20 protein-coding genes are annotated in these 13289 nt (G+C 63.8%); 9 read left to right on the top strand and 11 right to left on the bottom strand.

The features are described from left to right. Positions 1–107: 107 nt before the first annotated feature. On the bottom strand, positions 108–695 hold the full coding sequence (locus Q7U29_RS02790) for a hypothetical protein (RefSeq protein ID WP_304738120.1): 588 nt from the start codon (positions 693–695) through the stop codon (positions 108–110). 292 nt (positions 696–987) lie between these two features. On the opposite strand from Q7U29_RS02790, the gene Q7U29_RS02785 reads away from it, so the two are divergent. Further along, the gene (locus Q7U29_RS02785) at positions 988–1422 is read left to right on the top strand and encodes a hypothetical protein (protein WP_304738118.1); all 435 of its coding nucleotides are present in this window, start codon (positions 988–990) and stop codon (positions 1420–1422) included. A 763-nt stretch (positions 1423–2185) separates the two neighbouring features. Here Q7U29_RS02785 and Q7U29_RS02780 read toward each other — a convergent pair. Then, a complete protein-coding gene (locus tag Q7U29_RS02780; RefSeq protein ID WP_304738116.1) occupies positions 2186–2599 on the bottom strand; it encodes a hypothetical protein in 414 nt (137 codons plus the stop codon). Between the two features lie 781 nt (positions 2600–3380). Here Q7U29_RS02780 and Q7U29_RS02775 point away from each other — a divergent pair. Both Q7U29_RS02775 and Q7U29_RS02770 read left to right on the top strand, forming a co-directional pair. Beyond that, positions 3381–3806 (top strand): hypothetical protein, encoded by a 426-nt coding sequence (locus Q7U29_RS02775; RefSeq protein ID WP_304738113.1) that lies wholly within the window; start codon positions 3381–3383, stop codon positions 3804–3806. Between the two features lie 142 nt (positions 3807–3948). Next, on the top strand, positions 3949–4140 hold the full coding sequence (locus Q7U29_RS02770; RefSeq protein ID WP_304738112.1) for a hypothetical protein: 192 nt from the start codon (positions 3949–3951) through the stop codon (positions 4138–4140). A 127-nt stretch (positions 4141–4267) separates the two neighbouring features. Here Q7U29_RS02770 and Q7U29_RS02765 read toward each other — a convergent pair whose 3' ends face one another. Both Q7U29_RS02765 and Q7U29_RS02760 read right to left on the bottom strand, forming a co-directional pair. Next, the gene (locus Q7U29_RS02765; RefSeq protein WP_304738109.1) at positions 4268–4561 is read right to left on the bottom strand and encodes a DNA-binding transcriptional regulator; all 294 of its coding nucleotides are present in this window, start codon (positions 4559–4561) and stop codon (positions 4268–4270) included. 163 nt (positions 4562–4724) lie between these two features. Beyond that, positions 4725–5030: a hypothetical protein gene (locus Q7U29_RS02760; RefSeq protein ID WP_304738106.1), complete on the bottom strand. Its 306-nt coding sequence runs from the start codon at positions 5028–5030 to the stop codon at positions 4725–4727. A 313-nt stretch (positions 5031–5343) separates the two neighbouring features. On the opposite strand from Q7U29_RS02760, the gene Q7U29_RS02755 reads away from it, so the two are divergent. From Q7U29_RS02755 to ychF, 3 genes are all read left to right on the top strand, one after another. Continuing rightward, a complete protein-coding gene (locus Q7U29_RS02755; protein ID WP_304738104.1) occupies positions 5344–6096 on the top strand; it encodes a 50S ribosomal protein L25/general stress protein Ctc in 753 nt (250 codons plus the stop codon). A gap of 21 nt (positions 6097–6117) precedes the next feature. After that, positions 6118–6726, top strand: a complete 609-nt coding sequence (gene pth, locus Q7U29_RS02750; protein WP_304738101.1) for an aminoacyl-tRNA hydrolase — start codon at positions 6118–6120, stop codon at positions 6724–6726. A 140-nt stretch (positions 6727–6866) separates the two neighbouring features. Next, positions 6867–7964: a redox-regulated ATPase YchF gene (gene ychF, locus Q7U29_RS02745; protein ID WP_304738170.1), complete on the top strand. Its 1098-nt coding sequence runs from the start codon at positions 6867–6869 to the stop codon at positions 7962–7964. Positions 7965–8094: 130 nt separating this feature from the next. Here the strand turns inward: ychF and Q7U29_RS02740 are convergent, their stop codons facing one another. Beyond that, entirely contained in the window at positions 8095–8394 is a 300-nt protein-coding gene (locus Q7U29_RS02740; RefSeq protein ID WP_304738098.1) for a DUF4282 domain-containing protein, read from the bottom strand. A 223-nt stretch (positions 8395–8617) separates the two neighbouring features. Between Q7U29_RS02740 and Q7U29_RS02735 the strand changes: the two genes are divergently transcribed. From Q7U29_RS02735 to Q7U29_RS02725, 3 genes are all read left to right on the top strand, one after another. Next, the gene (locus tag Q7U29_RS02735) at positions 8618–9085 is read left to right on the top strand and encodes a MaoC family dehydratase (RefSeq protein ID WP_304738096.1); all 468 of its coding nucleotides are present in this window, start codon (positions 8618–8620) and stop codon (positions 9083–9085) included. Next, positions 9085–9567 carry a MaoC family dehydratase gene (locus Q7U29_RS02730; RefSeq protein WP_304738094.1) on the top strand — a complete coding sequence of 161 codons (483 nt, stop codon included), beginning with the start codon at positions 9085–9087 and terminating at the stop codon, positions 9565–9567. Before Q7U29_RS02735 ends, Q7U29_RS02730 begins: the two co-directional genes overlap by 1 nt. 162 nt (positions 9568–9729) lie before the next feature. Further along, positions 9730–9873, top strand: a complete 144-nt coding sequence (locus Q7U29_RS02725) for a hypothetical protein (protein WP_304738091.1) — start codon at positions 9730–9732, stop codon at positions 9871–9873. A gap of 56 nt (positions 9874–9929) precedes the next feature. Here the strand turns inward: Q7U29_RS02725 and Q7U29_RS02720 are convergent, their stop codons facing one another. The 6 genes from Q7U29_RS02720 to Q7U29_RS02695 all read right to left on the bottom strand — a co-directional run. Continuing rightward, the gene (locus Q7U29_RS02720; RefSeq protein ID WP_304738086.1) at positions 9930–10064 is read right to left on the bottom strand and encodes a hypothetical protein; all 135 of its coding nucleotides are present in this window, start codon (positions 10062–10064) and stop codon (positions 9930–9932) included. A 153-nt stretch (positions 10065–10217) separates the two neighbouring features. Next, the gene (locus tag Q7U29_RS02715; RefSeq protein WP_304738084.1) at positions 10218–10634 is read right to left on the bottom strand and encodes a hypothetical protein; all 417 of its coding nucleotides are present in this window, start codon (positions 10632–10634) and stop codon (positions 10218–10220) included. Between the two features lie 154 nt (positions 10635–10788). Further along, positions 10789–11709: a hypothetical protein gene (locus tag Q7U29_RS02710; RefSeq protein WP_304738081.1), complete on the bottom strand. Its 921-nt coding sequence runs from the start codon at positions 11707–11709 to the stop codon at positions 10789–10791. Between the two features lie 166 nt (positions 11710–11875). Then, positions 11876–12316 carry a nuclear transport factor 2 family protein gene (locus tag Q7U29_RS02705; RefSeq protein WP_304738079.1) on the bottom strand — a complete coding sequence of 147 codons (441 nt, stop codon included), beginning with the start codon at positions 12314–12316 and terminating at the stop codon, positions 11876–11878. 173 nt (positions 12317–12489) lie between these two features. After that, complete coding sequence (locus tag Q7U29_RS02700; RefSeq protein WP_304738077.1) at positions 12490–12756, bottom strand: hypothetical protein; 267 nt, start codon at positions 12754–12756, stop codon at positions 12490–12492. A 115-nt stretch (positions 12757–12871) separates the two neighbouring features. Continuing rightward, positions 12872–13289: nuclear transport factor 2 family protein (locus tag Q7U29_RS02695; protein ID WP_304738075.1), on the bottom strand; the 418-nt coding region annotated here is incomplete at its 5' end.

Raw genomic sequence — 13289 nt, 5'->3', positions numbered from 1 at the left:
TGATATCTACCGAGATGACGCGGCGTACTGGGTCGCCCGGTCGATGCCGGGCCATGACAGTTTTTGTATCGGTGCGGCTTGCATAGTTTCGGCGCTCTATTTTTTCCTTACGGCAGCAGCGCCTTCGGCAGCTGATCGAAGGTATAGCTCTGCGGCCGGTTGCGCATCAGGAAGCCGCCGATCTGCCAGCCGAACAGCGCGGCGAAGCCGACCAGGAACAGGGCGCCGGCGAATTCGCCGATCGCGAGCGCGCGCACCAGCAATCCCACGATCGCGATCGAGACCAGCGCCACCACCACGGCGCCGGCGATGTAGAGACCGGATTTGAGGCCGCCGACCAGCACGGCTTTGCTGCCGGCCTGCTTCATGCGCGCGTGCAGCTGCGTGATGAAGGCGGTGTAGTCCTTGTCCTGCGGCGCCATCAGGGCGACGGTCTGCCAGCTGGTCGACAGCACGGCGATGCGCTGGCCATCCTTGCGGGTGATATCGGCGCGGAAACGGCGCGACTGCATCGACACCGGCCGGTACGACAGCCGCAGCTCGGCGATGTCGGCATAGGGCCAGACGCCGGATTTGCCGCCGACCTGCCACGACAGGCCCGCGTCGGTGAGTTCGAATTGATGGGCGCTGCCGATCAGCGACGCCTTGTAGGCGTAGCGGGTGGCGGCAGGCTCGTTCGACAGATCGCTCGTCATGACAGTGTGCAGGACCCTGATCGGTACTCGCTGCCCATCCTTCGAGACGGCCACTTCGCGGCCTCCTCAGGATGAGGTTAACTTGTTGAAACACCACAACCCTCATGCTGAGGAGCCGCGCCCTTGCGCGGCGTCTCGAAGCATGGGCGGCAAGCGACTCAACGATCTCACACAATTCCTGCCGGCGCTCCATACATGCCCACAAAAGAGCTGTCGTGGCGAGCCGCGCGCGACCGGCTTGATTGGCTGCGCCGGCTTGCGCGCCCCGCCGGCTTTACCCTACAAACGGCCGATGGCCGAGACGACTTATTTTCCGCGCCGCCTGATTCTGGCGGGCGCGATGATTTCAGGGGTGCTGCTGGCGCTCGCCGTGCACATGATGGGCGTGCGCTATGGCCTCGACCTCGGCGGCCTGTGGCGCTCCGGGTCGGGCGAATTCATGCCGGCGGGCGCGGCGATCGCGTGGTGGCTGATCGCCACCGTCGGCTTCTCCGGCGGCTATCTGACGGCGAGCCTGCTGGACAGCGCGGTATCCGGGCAGATCCCGCCGCGGATGCGCCAGTTCCTGATCGCGGTCGGCGTTCTCGTGCTGGCCGGCGCCGGCCAGGCGGCCTCGGCGCCGAGCCCGGTCCCGACCATCTCGGGCGTGCTCGCGGGCCTCGCGGCACTGTGCCTCGGCGCCGCGATGGCGTTTTGCGGCGCGTATTTCGCGCTGCGCAAGGCGTGAGGGTTCGTCGTCCCTGCGAACGCAGGGACCCATACGCCGTGCCGCCGATATTGTGGATGGTGCCGAAGGAATTGTTGAACCATTGTGCTGTTGCGTCAAGCTACCGGGATTATGGGTCCCTGCGTTCGCAGGGACGACGTTGAGAGATATTCAATCGTCCACAAACGCACCTTCGCGATCTCGCGGCGCGTTCCGCCCGAGGTTTGCAATCAATTGCACGCCCTCTCAATTCGAGGGCGCAGGGAAAGCCGGATGCACGCTGCACCCGCGGTCTCGTGTGCAATGGGAGTGGTAGAAGCGCACACGAGCATACAGGTCCAGCGGAAACATCCGACTTTCCCTGCGCGGCAGTTTACGGCTTATACATGCTCTCCTCGGTGAGCCCTGCGCTTTTGCCACCGTCGCCCGCGCTGCCTTGAGCTGCGAACTTGACACCAGCCCTTGGGGTGTCGGGACCACATGACTTCGCCGTCCGCTTCAGGCGCCCTCGTCAGCACGCCATCCCCGTCCACCGCATCCCCGCCCCGCGCCGGTACGTTGCGCAACGCCCCCCTGAGTGGGGCGGGATGGAGATTGACATATCCTGATTTTGATTTCTGGAAAACAGAAATATTTTTCCACGAGGGGCTTGACTCTGGATTCTGGTAAACCGAAGTGATTTGCCCGTCGGGTTGATTAGTTCGGCTGTCGTCGCCCGGTCGAGCCGGGGCGACGACATGTTGCGGTGTGGCGGCCACCTTTCAGCCGCTGCGCAAGAGTCAGTTCAATACCGCCTCAGCAGACCCTGCTCCACGCTGGTCCCGCCATAGTCGGCGCAGGCCGCTTTCGGGCTTTTCGTCAGGGCCGCCATGACCCGGCTGGACGTCTTGCCGGCCGCCTCGGACACTTCAGGGCGAAATTTGTTTCGGTCGTAGGCCTCGCCATCGTGGGCCTTGATGGCGGCGTCGAAGGCCGCGATCATTGCCATGGCGGCAGCGGGGCTGCCGAGCTGCCTGGCGCCGAGCTGGACGCTGCCGGCGCCATTGGCCTCGTAGCCGGGGCATCGTTGCACGAGCACCGCGGCCGCGGTGACGAGCTGGTCGAGGAACGCCGCCTCGGCATCGGTGAGCGCTGCAGTCTGCGCCTGCGCCGGCATGATCATCGCGAACAGGGCGATGGCTGACAATTTGAGTTTCATTGCGGCGGTTCTCCGGCGAGCGTCCACACATTCAGCTATGGCCTGGATATCGGAGCCGCAAGCCCGGGCGGTATAAGAGCCGTCATTGCGAGGAGCGCTCTTGTCCGCCGAAGCCCGCCTTCGGGCGAAGGCTGATGCGACGAAGCAATCCATTCTTCCTTTGCGCCGCTAACTCGCGGTGGTAGGCTGTCGTCATTGCAGTATGACCGGTGAGGACGCCATGGGATGGTTTGACCGGCTGTTTGGAAGCACACTCGTTGCCAGATTCAAGAGGAAATCAAAGGCGCCGACTGACCCCGATCTTCTGAAGATTGCCAAGGACCGCAAAGGGCATATTTCACGGAAAGCCGTGAGAGATGAGTATAACCGGCTGGTCCTTGAGAAGTACGCGCACGACAAGGCTTGATTTCCAATTCCATCTTGTGGCGCAAGCTTTGTATGCGCACCTCAGCGGGCGCGGGCGATACTCTGTTCCCTCATGGTGAGGAGCCGTCGGGCAGCGCCCTTGTGCTGTCCGGCGCGCGTCTCGAACCATCTGGCACATCGCCAGCTGCCATCCTTCGAGACGCGGCCAAGTGGCCGCTCCTCAGGATGTGGTCCGTATTCATTCACGCCGCGGTCTTGCCTTCCTCATTGGCGCCGCGCGCGTCGACCTGCAACGCTTCGCGGCGGGTTCGTTCCGGAATCACCTTGACCGAAGACTAGCGCCATCGGCCTGTTCCATCTTCCAGCGCTAGTGGCATTTGCCCGCCGCCGCAAACGCCGCTGTAATGCCCCGACCATGAGCACCAAGTCGCGCGAGGTCATCTGGGGCAGCCGCATCCGCGGCGCGAAGATGCACGCCGACCACATGAGGGAAGCGGCCGTCAAGGCCGTGCGCGAGGCCGACCGCGCCGAGGCGGCGGCCTGGTCGGTGCGGATGGAAGGCTATGGCGGCCCGGCGCAGCCGGCGCCGACGATCGCGCAATGCCTCAACGGCGGCCTCGGCTGGCTGGAGGTCGAATGCAACCGCTGCAGGACCCGCGCGAGCCTGCCGCTTAGCGCCATTCGGCGCCCGCGCGACACGCCGCTGTGGAAACTGGAGGCGTCGCTGAAATGCCGCTCCTGCCGCAAGGGCCGCCATGCGCCGCCGGTGCACATGATCAAGCTGACCGCGACGCGCGAGATCACGCCGTATCAGTGGGTGCATCCGGATGAGGAGAGGTGACCCCCTGTCGGCGGGGGCCGTCATTCCCCGGCGATGCGCGGCATCGAACCCGGAATCCCGAAGAGACCGCCGGGGCGGTTCTTGACCCTGATCCGGGGTCTGTGGTTGATTATCGTTGCGTCTTTTTTTCAGGGAGTTGAGCATGAAGAAAATTATTGTTGTCGGTCTTGCCATCTTCGCCGTTTCCACTTCTGCCGCTTTGGCGGCGAAGAAGCAGAAAGCAGCTGCCGCCCCCGCGGCCACGGCCAGCCCTGCTCCGATGATCCAGGCCAGTGCCGCCGATCTCGCGCTGTACAAGAAGAGCCAGGTCGAATCCGGTATGAAGAAGAAGTAGTAGTCGCATCGATCGTTCGGATATCGTCGGCGCCGCCGTCCGCTGGATGGCGGCGCTGTTTTTTTGCGTCATCCGTCCTGAAGCCTATCGTCGCCTTCGGAGGTGCATCCGAGAGCGCCCGTGAGCGTCAGGGCCGCGTCACCGCCTCCATGATTTCCTTCGGGCGGCGCTTGATCGCCAGCAGATAGGCCAGCGCGGGAGCATCCGGCATGCGCCGTCCCTGCTCCCAGTTCTTCAGCGTGGAAAGCGGAATCCGATACGCCGCGGCGAAGTGATGCTGCGACATCCGCAGCGAAAGACGGATCGTCTTCACATCCGGCAACTCGACTTTGGACACGCGCAGACCGCGAACCTTCTTGCCGGCGGCATGCTTTGCCGCTTGCTGCATGCTTTCGATCAGCTCCTTTCCAAACTTTCCCATGTTGCTGGTCCTTCCTCTGTCCACGATTCAGCGCAAGGATGGGTTGAGCCCCTTGCGAAACCCATCAGATGGGTATCGCTTCGCTCCACCCATCAGATGGGTATCGCTTCGCTCCACCCATCGCTGCTTCGACCAGTTGCGCCGCAGCCTCAGAATCTCCCGCTCATTGGACGCACTGCAGCGCAGGGACCGAATGGGGCTTTGCCGGACGGGCAGCGAGAGGCCGTGGCGCAGCCGGGAGGCGGCGGGGAATGAAAAAGCTCTTCACGAGGATGGGCTCGCGGTCGCCAAGACTTTCCCGTTCCCGGACCAGGACGCTCATGACCGTGCGCATTTTCAGGATTTCTCCCGCCACGAAGGAGCATTCCAGGTCCTGGGTGATCTGCTCACGCATGATGGCCTCGGCCTCCAGCATGCTGAGACGTAACGCCCTGATCAGTTTTCGGAGTTCGTTGATGCGATTGTCCATGGTGGCCTCCAGTGCGGAGCTTCACAAGAACAAAAGAAGAACATCGAGTCAATGTGATTCCGCTTGTCAGGCGAGGGCTGTCTCTCCCACATCGTCGTTCGCGCACTGCCGCGCGCTGGCCCCCGGACGGCGCATCGCGCCAACTTCCACAGCGGGGAGGGACAAGAAAATCCCCGCATTTCCTTGTCATTTCGCCCCTTTGGGGCTAGAACCCCGCCACGTCCGCAGCCCCCGCACCCCTGGAGGCTTGCTGCGGCGGAGAAACGGGGCCGCGATGCGGCCTTTAACTTTTTGAAAACAAGGACTTAATCAGATGGCGACCGTCAAGGAATTGAAGGCGACCACTCGTCCGGCAGGCGGCAAGGGGGCCGCACGGGCAGTACGTCGCGCCGGGAGAGTTCCCGGAGTGATCTATGGCAACAACCAGCCCCCCCAGCCGATCTCGGTCGACGACACCGAACTGCGCCTGCGCATCCAGGCCGGCCGGTTCCTCACCACGATTTACGACATCGAGCTCGACGGCAAGAAGCACCGCGTGATTCCGCGCGACTTCCATCTCGATCCTGTCAGGGATTTTCCGCTCCATGTCGATTTCATGCGGCTCGGCGAAGGCGCCACCATCCGCGTCAGCGTTCCCCTGCACATCCAGAACGCCGATGCGGCGCCCGGCGTGAAGCGCGGCGGCACCGTCAACATCGTCACCCATTCGATCGATCTGGAATGCTCGGTCGACAACATTCCGCAGTACATCGAGGCCGATGTCAGCTCGCTGGAAATCAGCCACTCGCTGCATCTGTCCGACGTCAAGCTGCCCACCGGCGTCAAGTCGATGACGCGCGAGGACATCACGCTGGTGACCATCGTGCCGCCGTCCGGCTACGCCGAGGAAATCAAGGCGGCAGCGGCGGCAGCGGCTGGTGGTGCGGCGGCGGCTCCTGGTGCTGCTCCCGCGGCTGGTGCCGCGGCGGCTCCGGCAGCCGGTGCGGCTCCCGCGGCAGGCGCCAAGGCGCCTGCGGCCGGCGCCAAGGCTCCGGCGGCGAAGCCCGCCGGCGACAAGAAGAAGTAAGCGGACGCGGGATGCCGCGTCATGCGACTGTTCGTTGGTCTCGGCAATCCCGGCGCGAAGTACGCGCATAACCGGCACAACATCGGTTTCATGGCCGTCGATGAAATTGCGCGGCGTCATGGTTTCGCACCATGGCGCCGCCGCTTTCAGGGCGAGACCGCGGAAGGCACGCTCGATCGCGAGCGGGTGGTGCTGCTGAAGCCGATGACCTTCATGAACGAATCCGGCCGCGCGGTGCAGGAAGCCGCGAGTTTCTTCAAGCTGGCGCCGGGCGAGATCACCGTGTTCCAGGATGAACTCGAACTGCCTGACGGCAAGGTGCGGGTGAAGGTGGGCGGCGGCATTGCCGGCCACAACGGCCTGCGCTCGATCTCCGCGCATATCGGCAACGAGTATCGCCGGGTGCGGATCGGGATCGGCCACCCCGGCGTCAAGGAGCTGGTGCACGGCCACGTGCTGTCGGATTTCGCCAAGAGCGACCGGCCCTGGGTGATCGCGCTGTGCGAGGCGATGGCCGAGAACGCCGGGCTGCTGGCGAGCGAAAAGGACTCGACGTTCCAGAACAGGGTGCATCTGGCGCTGCAGGCCAGGGGATTTTTCGAAGACAAGGACGGCGCGGAGAAGAAATGACCCCGCGCCCCCGCTAACGACACGCTCCACCGTCATGGCCGGGCTCGTCCCGGCCATCCACGTCCTGCTTCTTCCAGCGAAGCAAGACGTGGATGCCCGGCACAGGGCCGGGCATGACGAGCACTGATGCAGAGGACACCATGGGATTCAAATGCGGTATCGTCGGCTTGCCCAATGTCGGCAAATCGACCCTGTTCAACGCGCTGACGGAGACCGCGGCGGCGCAGGCGGCGAACTATCCGTTCTGCACCATCGAGCCGAATGTCGGCGAGGTCGCGGTGCCGGATCCCCGGCTCGACAAGCTGGCGGAGGTCGCGGGGTCCGGCCAGATCATCCCGACCCGGCTGACCTTCGTCGATATCGCGGGCCTCGTGCGCGGCGCCTCGCAGGGCGAGGGCCTCGGCAACCAGTTCCTCGCCACCATCCGCGAGGTCGATGCGATCGCGCATGTGGTGCGTTGCTTCGAGGATTCCGACATCACCCATGTCGAAGGCAAGATCGCGCCGCTCGCCGACATCGAGACCATCGAGACCGAGCTGATGCTCGCCGATCTCGACAGCCTCGAGAAGCGCGTCGACAACCTCACCAAGAAGGCCAAGGGCAACGACAAGGACGCCAAGGAGCAGCTCGAGCTCGTCAACCGCGCGTTGGTGCTGCTGCGCGAAGGCAAGCCGGCGCGGTTCTTGACCCGCAAGCCCGAGGAAGAGCGCGCCTTCGGCATGCTGGGACTATTGACCTCGAAACCCGTGCTCTATGTCTGCAACGTCGAGGAGGGTGCGGCCGCCACCGGCAACGACTTTTCCCGGGCGGTGATGGAGCAGGCGAAGAAAGAGGGCGCGGTCGCGGTCGCGATCTCCGCCAAGATCGAATCCGAGATCGCGACGCTGTCGCGCGCGGAGCGCGCCGAATTCCTCGATACGCTCGGCCTCGAGGAAGCCGGTCTCGACCGCCTGATCCGCGCCGGCTACCAACTGCTCGACCTCATCACCTATTTCACCGTGGGGCCGAAGGAAGCGCGGGCCTGGACCATCACCCGCGGCACCAAGGCGCCGGCCGCGGCCGGCGTCATCCATACCGATTTCGTAAAGGGTTTCATTCGCGCCGAAACCATTGCGTATGACGACTACGTCACGCTTGGCGGCGAAGCCGGCGCCCGCGACGCCGGCAAGCTGCGGCTGGAAGGCAAGGAATACGTCGTCGCCGACGGCGACGTGATGCATTTCCGGTTCAATACGTAAGGGAAGTGAGTTGTGTCCCGGACGCGGTGCAGCGTTCTTCACGCTGCTCCGCAGAGCCGGGACCCATCTCGGCATGGGCCCCGGCTCTGCAGCGCATCACTTCGTGCTGCGCAGCGTCCGGGGCACGAGTTCAATGCCCCTGCCCCTGGCCCTGGTCGCGGATGGCGCCGAGGTGCTCGTTGATGCGGAACACGATCAGGATGAATTCCGCGGCGATGCGCGAAAAGATCACGCCGACGATGATGCTGGCGATCGAGGACAGCAGCACGATGAACCCGCCGAACGGGCTGATGGCCATCGCCGACAGGCCGGTAAAGATGCCGGATATGCCGAACAGCGCAATCAGCGCGATCACCAGCCAGTAGAAGGTCTTGATGATGGTGGGCGTGATGAAGCGGTCCCACTGAAACAGATCCCGAAATTCAAACATCGGTCGTTCTCCCGGCGAGTCGCGTATGAGTTGAGTTCAGCCTGTGTACAGGGCTAGCTCCGAATGTTGTTCCGGGCAAGATCGCGGACAGCACCCTGATGGCAATGCTCGCCTGCCGGGCATGAGCCATGCGGGCGGGCGGGTTGAGATTGCCGCAAATAACGGCCACAATCGGGCCTCATCAGCATCAATCCCCCATTCGATCCCGATTAAATCCCCCCGCATGACACTCAGCTTCGAAGATTTCCCGCCCGGCCGATTCGGGACGTTCGGCCCGCGCCGGGTCACCCGCGAGGAGGTGCTGGCCTTCGCCGCGGAGTACGATCCGCAGCCGATGCATCTCGACGAAGCGGCCGCCGCGCGCTCGATGCTGGGCGGCCTGTCGGCGTCGGGCTGGCATCTGTGCTCGATCATGATGCGAATGATGTTCGATGGCTTCATCGGCCGCACCGCCTCCCTCGGCTCGCCCGGGGTCAACGAATTGCGCTGGCTGGCGCCGCTGCGGCCCGGCGACGACATCACGCTCGATATCGACGTCGCCGAGGCCAGGGTTTCGAACAGCCGTCCCGAGACCGGCATCGTGACGTTCCGCGGCGTGGTGCGCAACGCGGCCGGGCAGCAACTGTGCGAGATGGTGTCGCCGATCATCGTGCGGCGTCGCGCCGAAGTCGCCTCGGGGCAGGCCGGCTGATGCGATTCTTCGAGGACATGGCGATCGGGCAGCGGCGCGAGGTGGGATCGTTCACCTTCACCGCCGAATCGATCAAGACATTCGCCGCGCAGTTCGATCCGCAAGCCTTTCATCTCGACGAGGAGGCGGGCCGCCGATCGCTGTTCGGCGGGCTGGCGGCCTCGGGCTGGCATGTCGGTTCGGTCTGCATGAAGCTCTTGGTGGCCGACGGCCAGAGCCAGGCAAGGGAAGCCGCCGCGCGCGGCGAGAAGATCGCGATCTGGGGACCGTCGCCGGGCTTTCGCGAACTGCGCTGGATCAGGCCGGTGCTGGCCGGCGACACCATCAGCTTTTCCAGCGAGATCGAATCGCTGCGGACCTCGGAGAAGCGCCCGGAGTGGGGCATCGTGCAGGCCCGCCACACCGGCACCAACCAGCGCGGCGAACCGACCTATTCGCTGCTGGCGACGGCCTTCGTGCCGCGGCGGAACCCGACTTCCTGAATCGACATGGTTACCGGATTGCCGCAGTAATCGATCGATCGCGACGATCGCCGGGAACCATTCATTTGCTAACGCATTTTGAACCTTGTGCCTGCCATAGTTGACTTGAATGAGAAGGCGCGATGGGACATCGCGTTGGGGACGAAAGTTTCGGGGACCACGATGGCAGACCGCGGCGGCTTGAAAATTGTCGGCTTTATCTTCGCAACCGTGACGCTTGCGGTGATGCTGGCCACCGGGATGGTGGTGAAGGGCCATGCCGACGGCGCCTATTCGTTCGACGGCGCCCGGATCGTCAGCCGATAAGTTACCTCCGGCTAACCATGGCAGCCGAATCGCGGATGATTTGATCAGCGCCAAAATCAGCGCCAGGCCAGCGCCATTACCAGCACCGCCAGCAACAACAGCCCGACAAACCGGATCATGATGGTGCCCATCCGGTGCGGCGAGACCCGCAGCGGAATCGGATCGGCATTGTCAGGTCGAATGGTTTTCATGGAAACGTGCCCCCGCCGCGCGATGCGCGCCTGACTTTGGTCGCAGCCGGGACGCGGCAAGTTCAAACCGATTTGATAAAATGCGACGTGGTGAAAATGAAACCGCCGCGCTCCCGGCAGGGGAGGCGGCGGCCAAAGGATTGAAACCAGCGATCAGCTGTTGCGGAGGCCGTCGGCGGCGCGTTTCCACTGCGTCACATTGTCGGCGATCATGCGGGTGGACTTCATCGCGGCCTGGCTGAGCTGGGCATAGCCGGAAATCTCGCGCTGCACGCGCTGACCCTCGGCATGCAGCAGGTCGCGCAGGCTTTCGAGTTCCCCGATCAGGTTTTCGATTTCCGAGAGCGAGGTTCCGGCGACGCGCTGGATCAGCGAGTTGACGTTGTTGACGGTGGCCTCGGTGGAGGGCTCGAGCGCGGCGGCGTCAGGCGTCAGCGTCGGCGGACGGCGCAGATAGGCGACGTCGTTGCGGACGAAGTCGCGGATGCCGGCCTCGACTTCCGAGACGGCGGCGAGGTTCGGGTCCGCTTCGGTTGATTCAATTTTATCGGAACGGATGGTCGCATTCATCGGCTTTCCCCTGCGTGTGTAACGAGCGCGGTTGTCCCCCGCACGACGAAATTCAACAGCGCCATCAGGGCTGCTGATTTTGACCGCATCGCGGCCAATATGCGGCAATGCTCGATCTTTCACGGGATTTGCGGGAGAACGCGGCCTGCAGCCTTTACCAGCTGGTCTTGAAGCCGGCGCTCAGACTCTTGTTCGAGGTGCCGAGCGCGGTTTCGCCGATCGAGCCGTTGACGGTGACGCCGCCGAACAATTTCTGCTCGGCGCCGATCTTGCGCAGCCATTTGTCCTCGGTGGAGGACAGCGACTGGCCGGCGATGAAGCTGGTGCCGGTATCGGCGATGCTCAGCTTGGCCGATTGCTCGGTCTGGTAGTTGCGCGACGGATGTGCGGCGATGCCGGGCACCGGGACGATGCCCTGCTGGATGATGTTGTAGCCGTTCTGCAAGGTGAGCGAATATTGCTCGCCGAGCGGCAGCGACTTGGAGAGGCTGGCGCCGAGCTTGCCCTGCTCCTGCGCGGGATCGACCCGGGCTTCGATCGCGGTCTTGTCCCAGATCGAGCCGACGCCGGGCGCGGTGATCGCCGCCCATGCGGTGCCGGAGGACTGCGCGGGCTGGCCGTCGCCCGAAATCTTCTGCCGCAGCAGGTCCGCGCTGGTCAATGTCTGGGGCGGGCCGACCACGGTCATGTCGGCGCCGATCCGTGTATCCCAGAACGGCGACAGCGATTGCTTCACCGACACATCGGCCGTGCCATTGGCCTTGCTGGTGGATTTCCACGATGTGTCGGAGCCATCGGAGGCCCGCGGCTGGCGCGCCTTCGATGGCGGTTTGGAGGCCGGACCGAGCAGCAGCGTGGCGGTATCGACGTTGAGCTGGCTCCAGTCCGGCTCCAGATCCTCGACGTCGGTGTCGTTCTCATCGGCCGCGGCGTCGTCGGAAGCCGCGGTTTCCGCCGCTTCGTCCAACGGGAGCGCCTGTGCACGCGCCAGCGAGACCATGCTGACGTCTTCCAAACAAAGGCTTGCCGCCAGCAACAGCAGCATCGCCAGCCCGTATCGTGTTTTCGAAATCATAAACCCGCCCGCCTGCACACGGTCATTGATGCGGATACATCGGCGCGAAATTGTGGCGGGGTTTTAGTACATAGGGTGGGCAGAGGCGCGCTTGCGCCGTGCCCACCATCTTTTTGCCGGGGATATTGGTGGGCACGCTTGCGCTTTGCCCACCCTACGGTCCGGTTCACGCGAACGATGCCATTTTCGGCAGGTGAATCGGCCGCCCGAGCGCCTGCTCCACCAGGTCGAAAGTATCGACGAGAACCCGGATATTGAACAGCCGGCCCGCCTTGAATTGCGCGAAATGCGCGATCCGCAGGCTGATCGGCTTGTTCGAATCCAGCGCGGTCAGCGAATAGCGCAGCATCGAGGACGCCGAATCCACGCCCAGCATGATGGTCTCGCGATCGAAGCGGTGGACCCGGACATTGTGCGCGATCTGCTTGATGACCTCGAGCACGGCCTCCCGGCCGCGGCGCGCGCCGAGGAATGGAAACATGTCGATCGGGCCATAGATCGCCCAGTCGACATCGTCGTCGATCAGGGTTTCGATGTCTTCGAACCGGCGTTCATTGATCGCGCGATGCAACGCGCGCGAAAAACGCCAGAGACTGTGCTCTGTCATTTGATGTGGTTCCTGAACTCTGGAATGGGCAAAACAGCAGCTGGCCGCAATGAGCGTCATTCGCGACGCCTGGCTCAGATGCTGCACTTCGTTGTTGGCATTACAAATACAAGATCTTGGCCAAAACTCAACGGACGTTTTTGCATTGCACAAATGCGGCTTGTTCCACCTGTTTACCTGTCGCGCCGGCGCGCCGGCTCCTGCTCGATGGCGATTTCGGCATCGCGAATCGCGATCACGCCGAACAGCAGCGCACCGCCGACCCCGCCGATCGCGGCCCCCAGCGGCATGAAGGTAAAGAACACCAGCATGCCGCTATAGCCTTCGAAATTCGAGGTTTTGAACAGTTCGACCCAGGCGAGCCCGGCGCCGATTCCAAGTGCTGCGCCGCCCAGCGCCCCCAACAACAGGCCGAGCAGGACAAGCAACGCAATTTTCATGGATGTGGTTTCTTTGTGTCAGCAGCCGCAAAACCTCGTGATGGGTCGCGGCGGGGTGCCGGAAGGTTCAACGCGGCGGTCGCAAATACCTGCCGCGCGACGGGCGAAGGAGGGCTCAGCTCTTTCCGGGTTCGGTATCGGCCAGAACGGCGGCGACGTCGCGCTCCAGCACCTGCTGAACCAGGTCGAAGGAGTCGATGACCTCGCGGATCTGCGCGATGCTGCCGTCGCGAAAGGTGAAAAAAATCGCGATGTCGAACTGCATGATCCGGTCGTTGCCGCTCTTGCGGAAGAACGCCCGAACCAGTGCGGCGACCTTGTCGCCTTCGGCGACGATAAACGGCAGTTCGTAGCGCATGCCGGAATAGCGGGCCTGGACGATCTGCCACATTTCCCGGATCTGCGCCTTGCCCTGGCGGTGGCCCAGATGCGGCAGGATATCGATCGGCGCGGCCGCCATGTAATCGATGTCGTCGCTGAGGCGGGCCAGCGCGCCCTCGAGATCGCGGGAGTAGAACGCATCGAGCAGATTC

The sequence above is a fragment of the Bradyrhizobium sp. genome, from assembly GCF_030654605.1.
GTDB lineage: Bacteria > Pseudomonadota > Alphaproteobacteria > Rhizobiales > Xanthobacteraceae > Bradyrhizobium.
This window is presented reverse-complemented; position numbering and strand designations above follow the sequence as displayed.

Coding starts and splice junctions, on each gene's coding strand:
- Q7U29_RS02710 (WP_304738081.1), bottom strand. CDS start 11,709: ATGATTTCGAAAACACGATACGGGCTGGCGATGCTGCTGTTGCTGGCG.
- Q7U29_RS02780 (WP_304738116.1), bottom strand. CDS start 2,599: ATGAAACTCAAATTGTCAGCCATCGCCCTGTTCGCGATGATCATGCCG.
- ychF (WP_304738170.1), top strand. CDS start 6,867: ATGGGATTCAAATGCGGTATCGTCGGCTTGCCCAATGTCGGCAAATCG.
- Q7U29_RS02720 (WP_304738086.1), bottom strand. CDS start 10,064: ATGAAAACCATTCGACCTGACAATGCCGATCCGATTCCGCTGCGGGTC.
- Q7U29_RS02735 (WP_304738096.1), top strand. CDS start 8,618: ATGACACTCAGCTTCGAAGATTTCCCGCCCGGCCGATTCGGGACGTTC.
- Q7U29_RS02730 (WP_304738094.1), top strand. CDS start 9,085: ATGCGATTCTTCGAGGACATGGCGATCGGGCAGCGGCGCGAGGTGGGA.
- Q7U29_RS02775 (WP_304738113.1), top strand. CDS start 3,381: ATGAGCACCAAGTCGCGCGAGGTCATCTGGGGCAGCCGCATCCGCGGC.
- Q7U29_RS02755 (WP_304738104.1), top strand. CDS start 5,344: ATGGCGACCGTCAAGGAATTGAAGGCGACCACTCGTCCGGCAGGCGGC.
- Q7U29_RS02740 (WP_304738098.1), bottom strand. CDS start 8,394: ATGTTTGAATTTCGGGATCTGTTTCAGTGGGACCGCTTCATCACGCCC.
- Q7U29_RS02725 (WP_304738091.1), top strand. CDS start 9,730: ATGGCAGACCGCGGCGGCTTGAAAATTGTCGGCTTTATCTTCGCAACC.
- pth (WP_304738101.1), top strand. CDS start 6,118: ATGCGACTGTTCGTTGGTCTCGGCAATCCCGGCGCGAAGTACGCGCAT.
- Q7U29_RS02760 (WP_304738106.1), bottom strand. CDS start 5,030: ATGGACAATCGCATCAACGAACTCCGAAAACTGATCAGGGCGTTACGT.
- Q7U29_RS02715 (WP_304738084.1), bottom strand. CDS start 10,634: ATGAATGCGACCATCCGTTCCGATAAAATTGAATCAACCGAAGCGGAC.
- Q7U29_RS02790 (WP_304738120.1), bottom strand. CDS start 695: ATGACGAGCGATCTGTCGAACGAGCCTGCCGCCACCCGCTACGCCTAC.
- Q7U29_RS02785 (WP_304738118.1), top strand. CDS start 988: ATGGCCGAGACGACTTATTTTCCGCGCCGCCTGATTCTGGCGGGCGCG.
- Q7U29_RS02770 (WP_304738112.1), top strand. CDS start 3,949: ATGAAGAAAATTATTGTTGTCGGTCTTGCCATCTTCGCCGTTTCCACT.
- Q7U29_RS02705 (WP_304738079.1), bottom strand. CDS start 12,316: ATGACAGAGCACAGTCTCTGGCGTTTTTCGCGCGCGTTGCATCGCGCG.
- Q7U29_RS02765 (WP_304738109.1), bottom strand. CDS start 4,561: ATGGGAAAGTTTGGAAAGGAGCTGATCGAAAGCATGCAGCAAGCGGCA.
- Q7U29_RS02700 (WP_304738077.1), bottom strand. CDS start 12,756: ATGAAAATTGCGTTGCTTGTCCTGCTCGGCCTGTTGTTGGGGGCGCTG.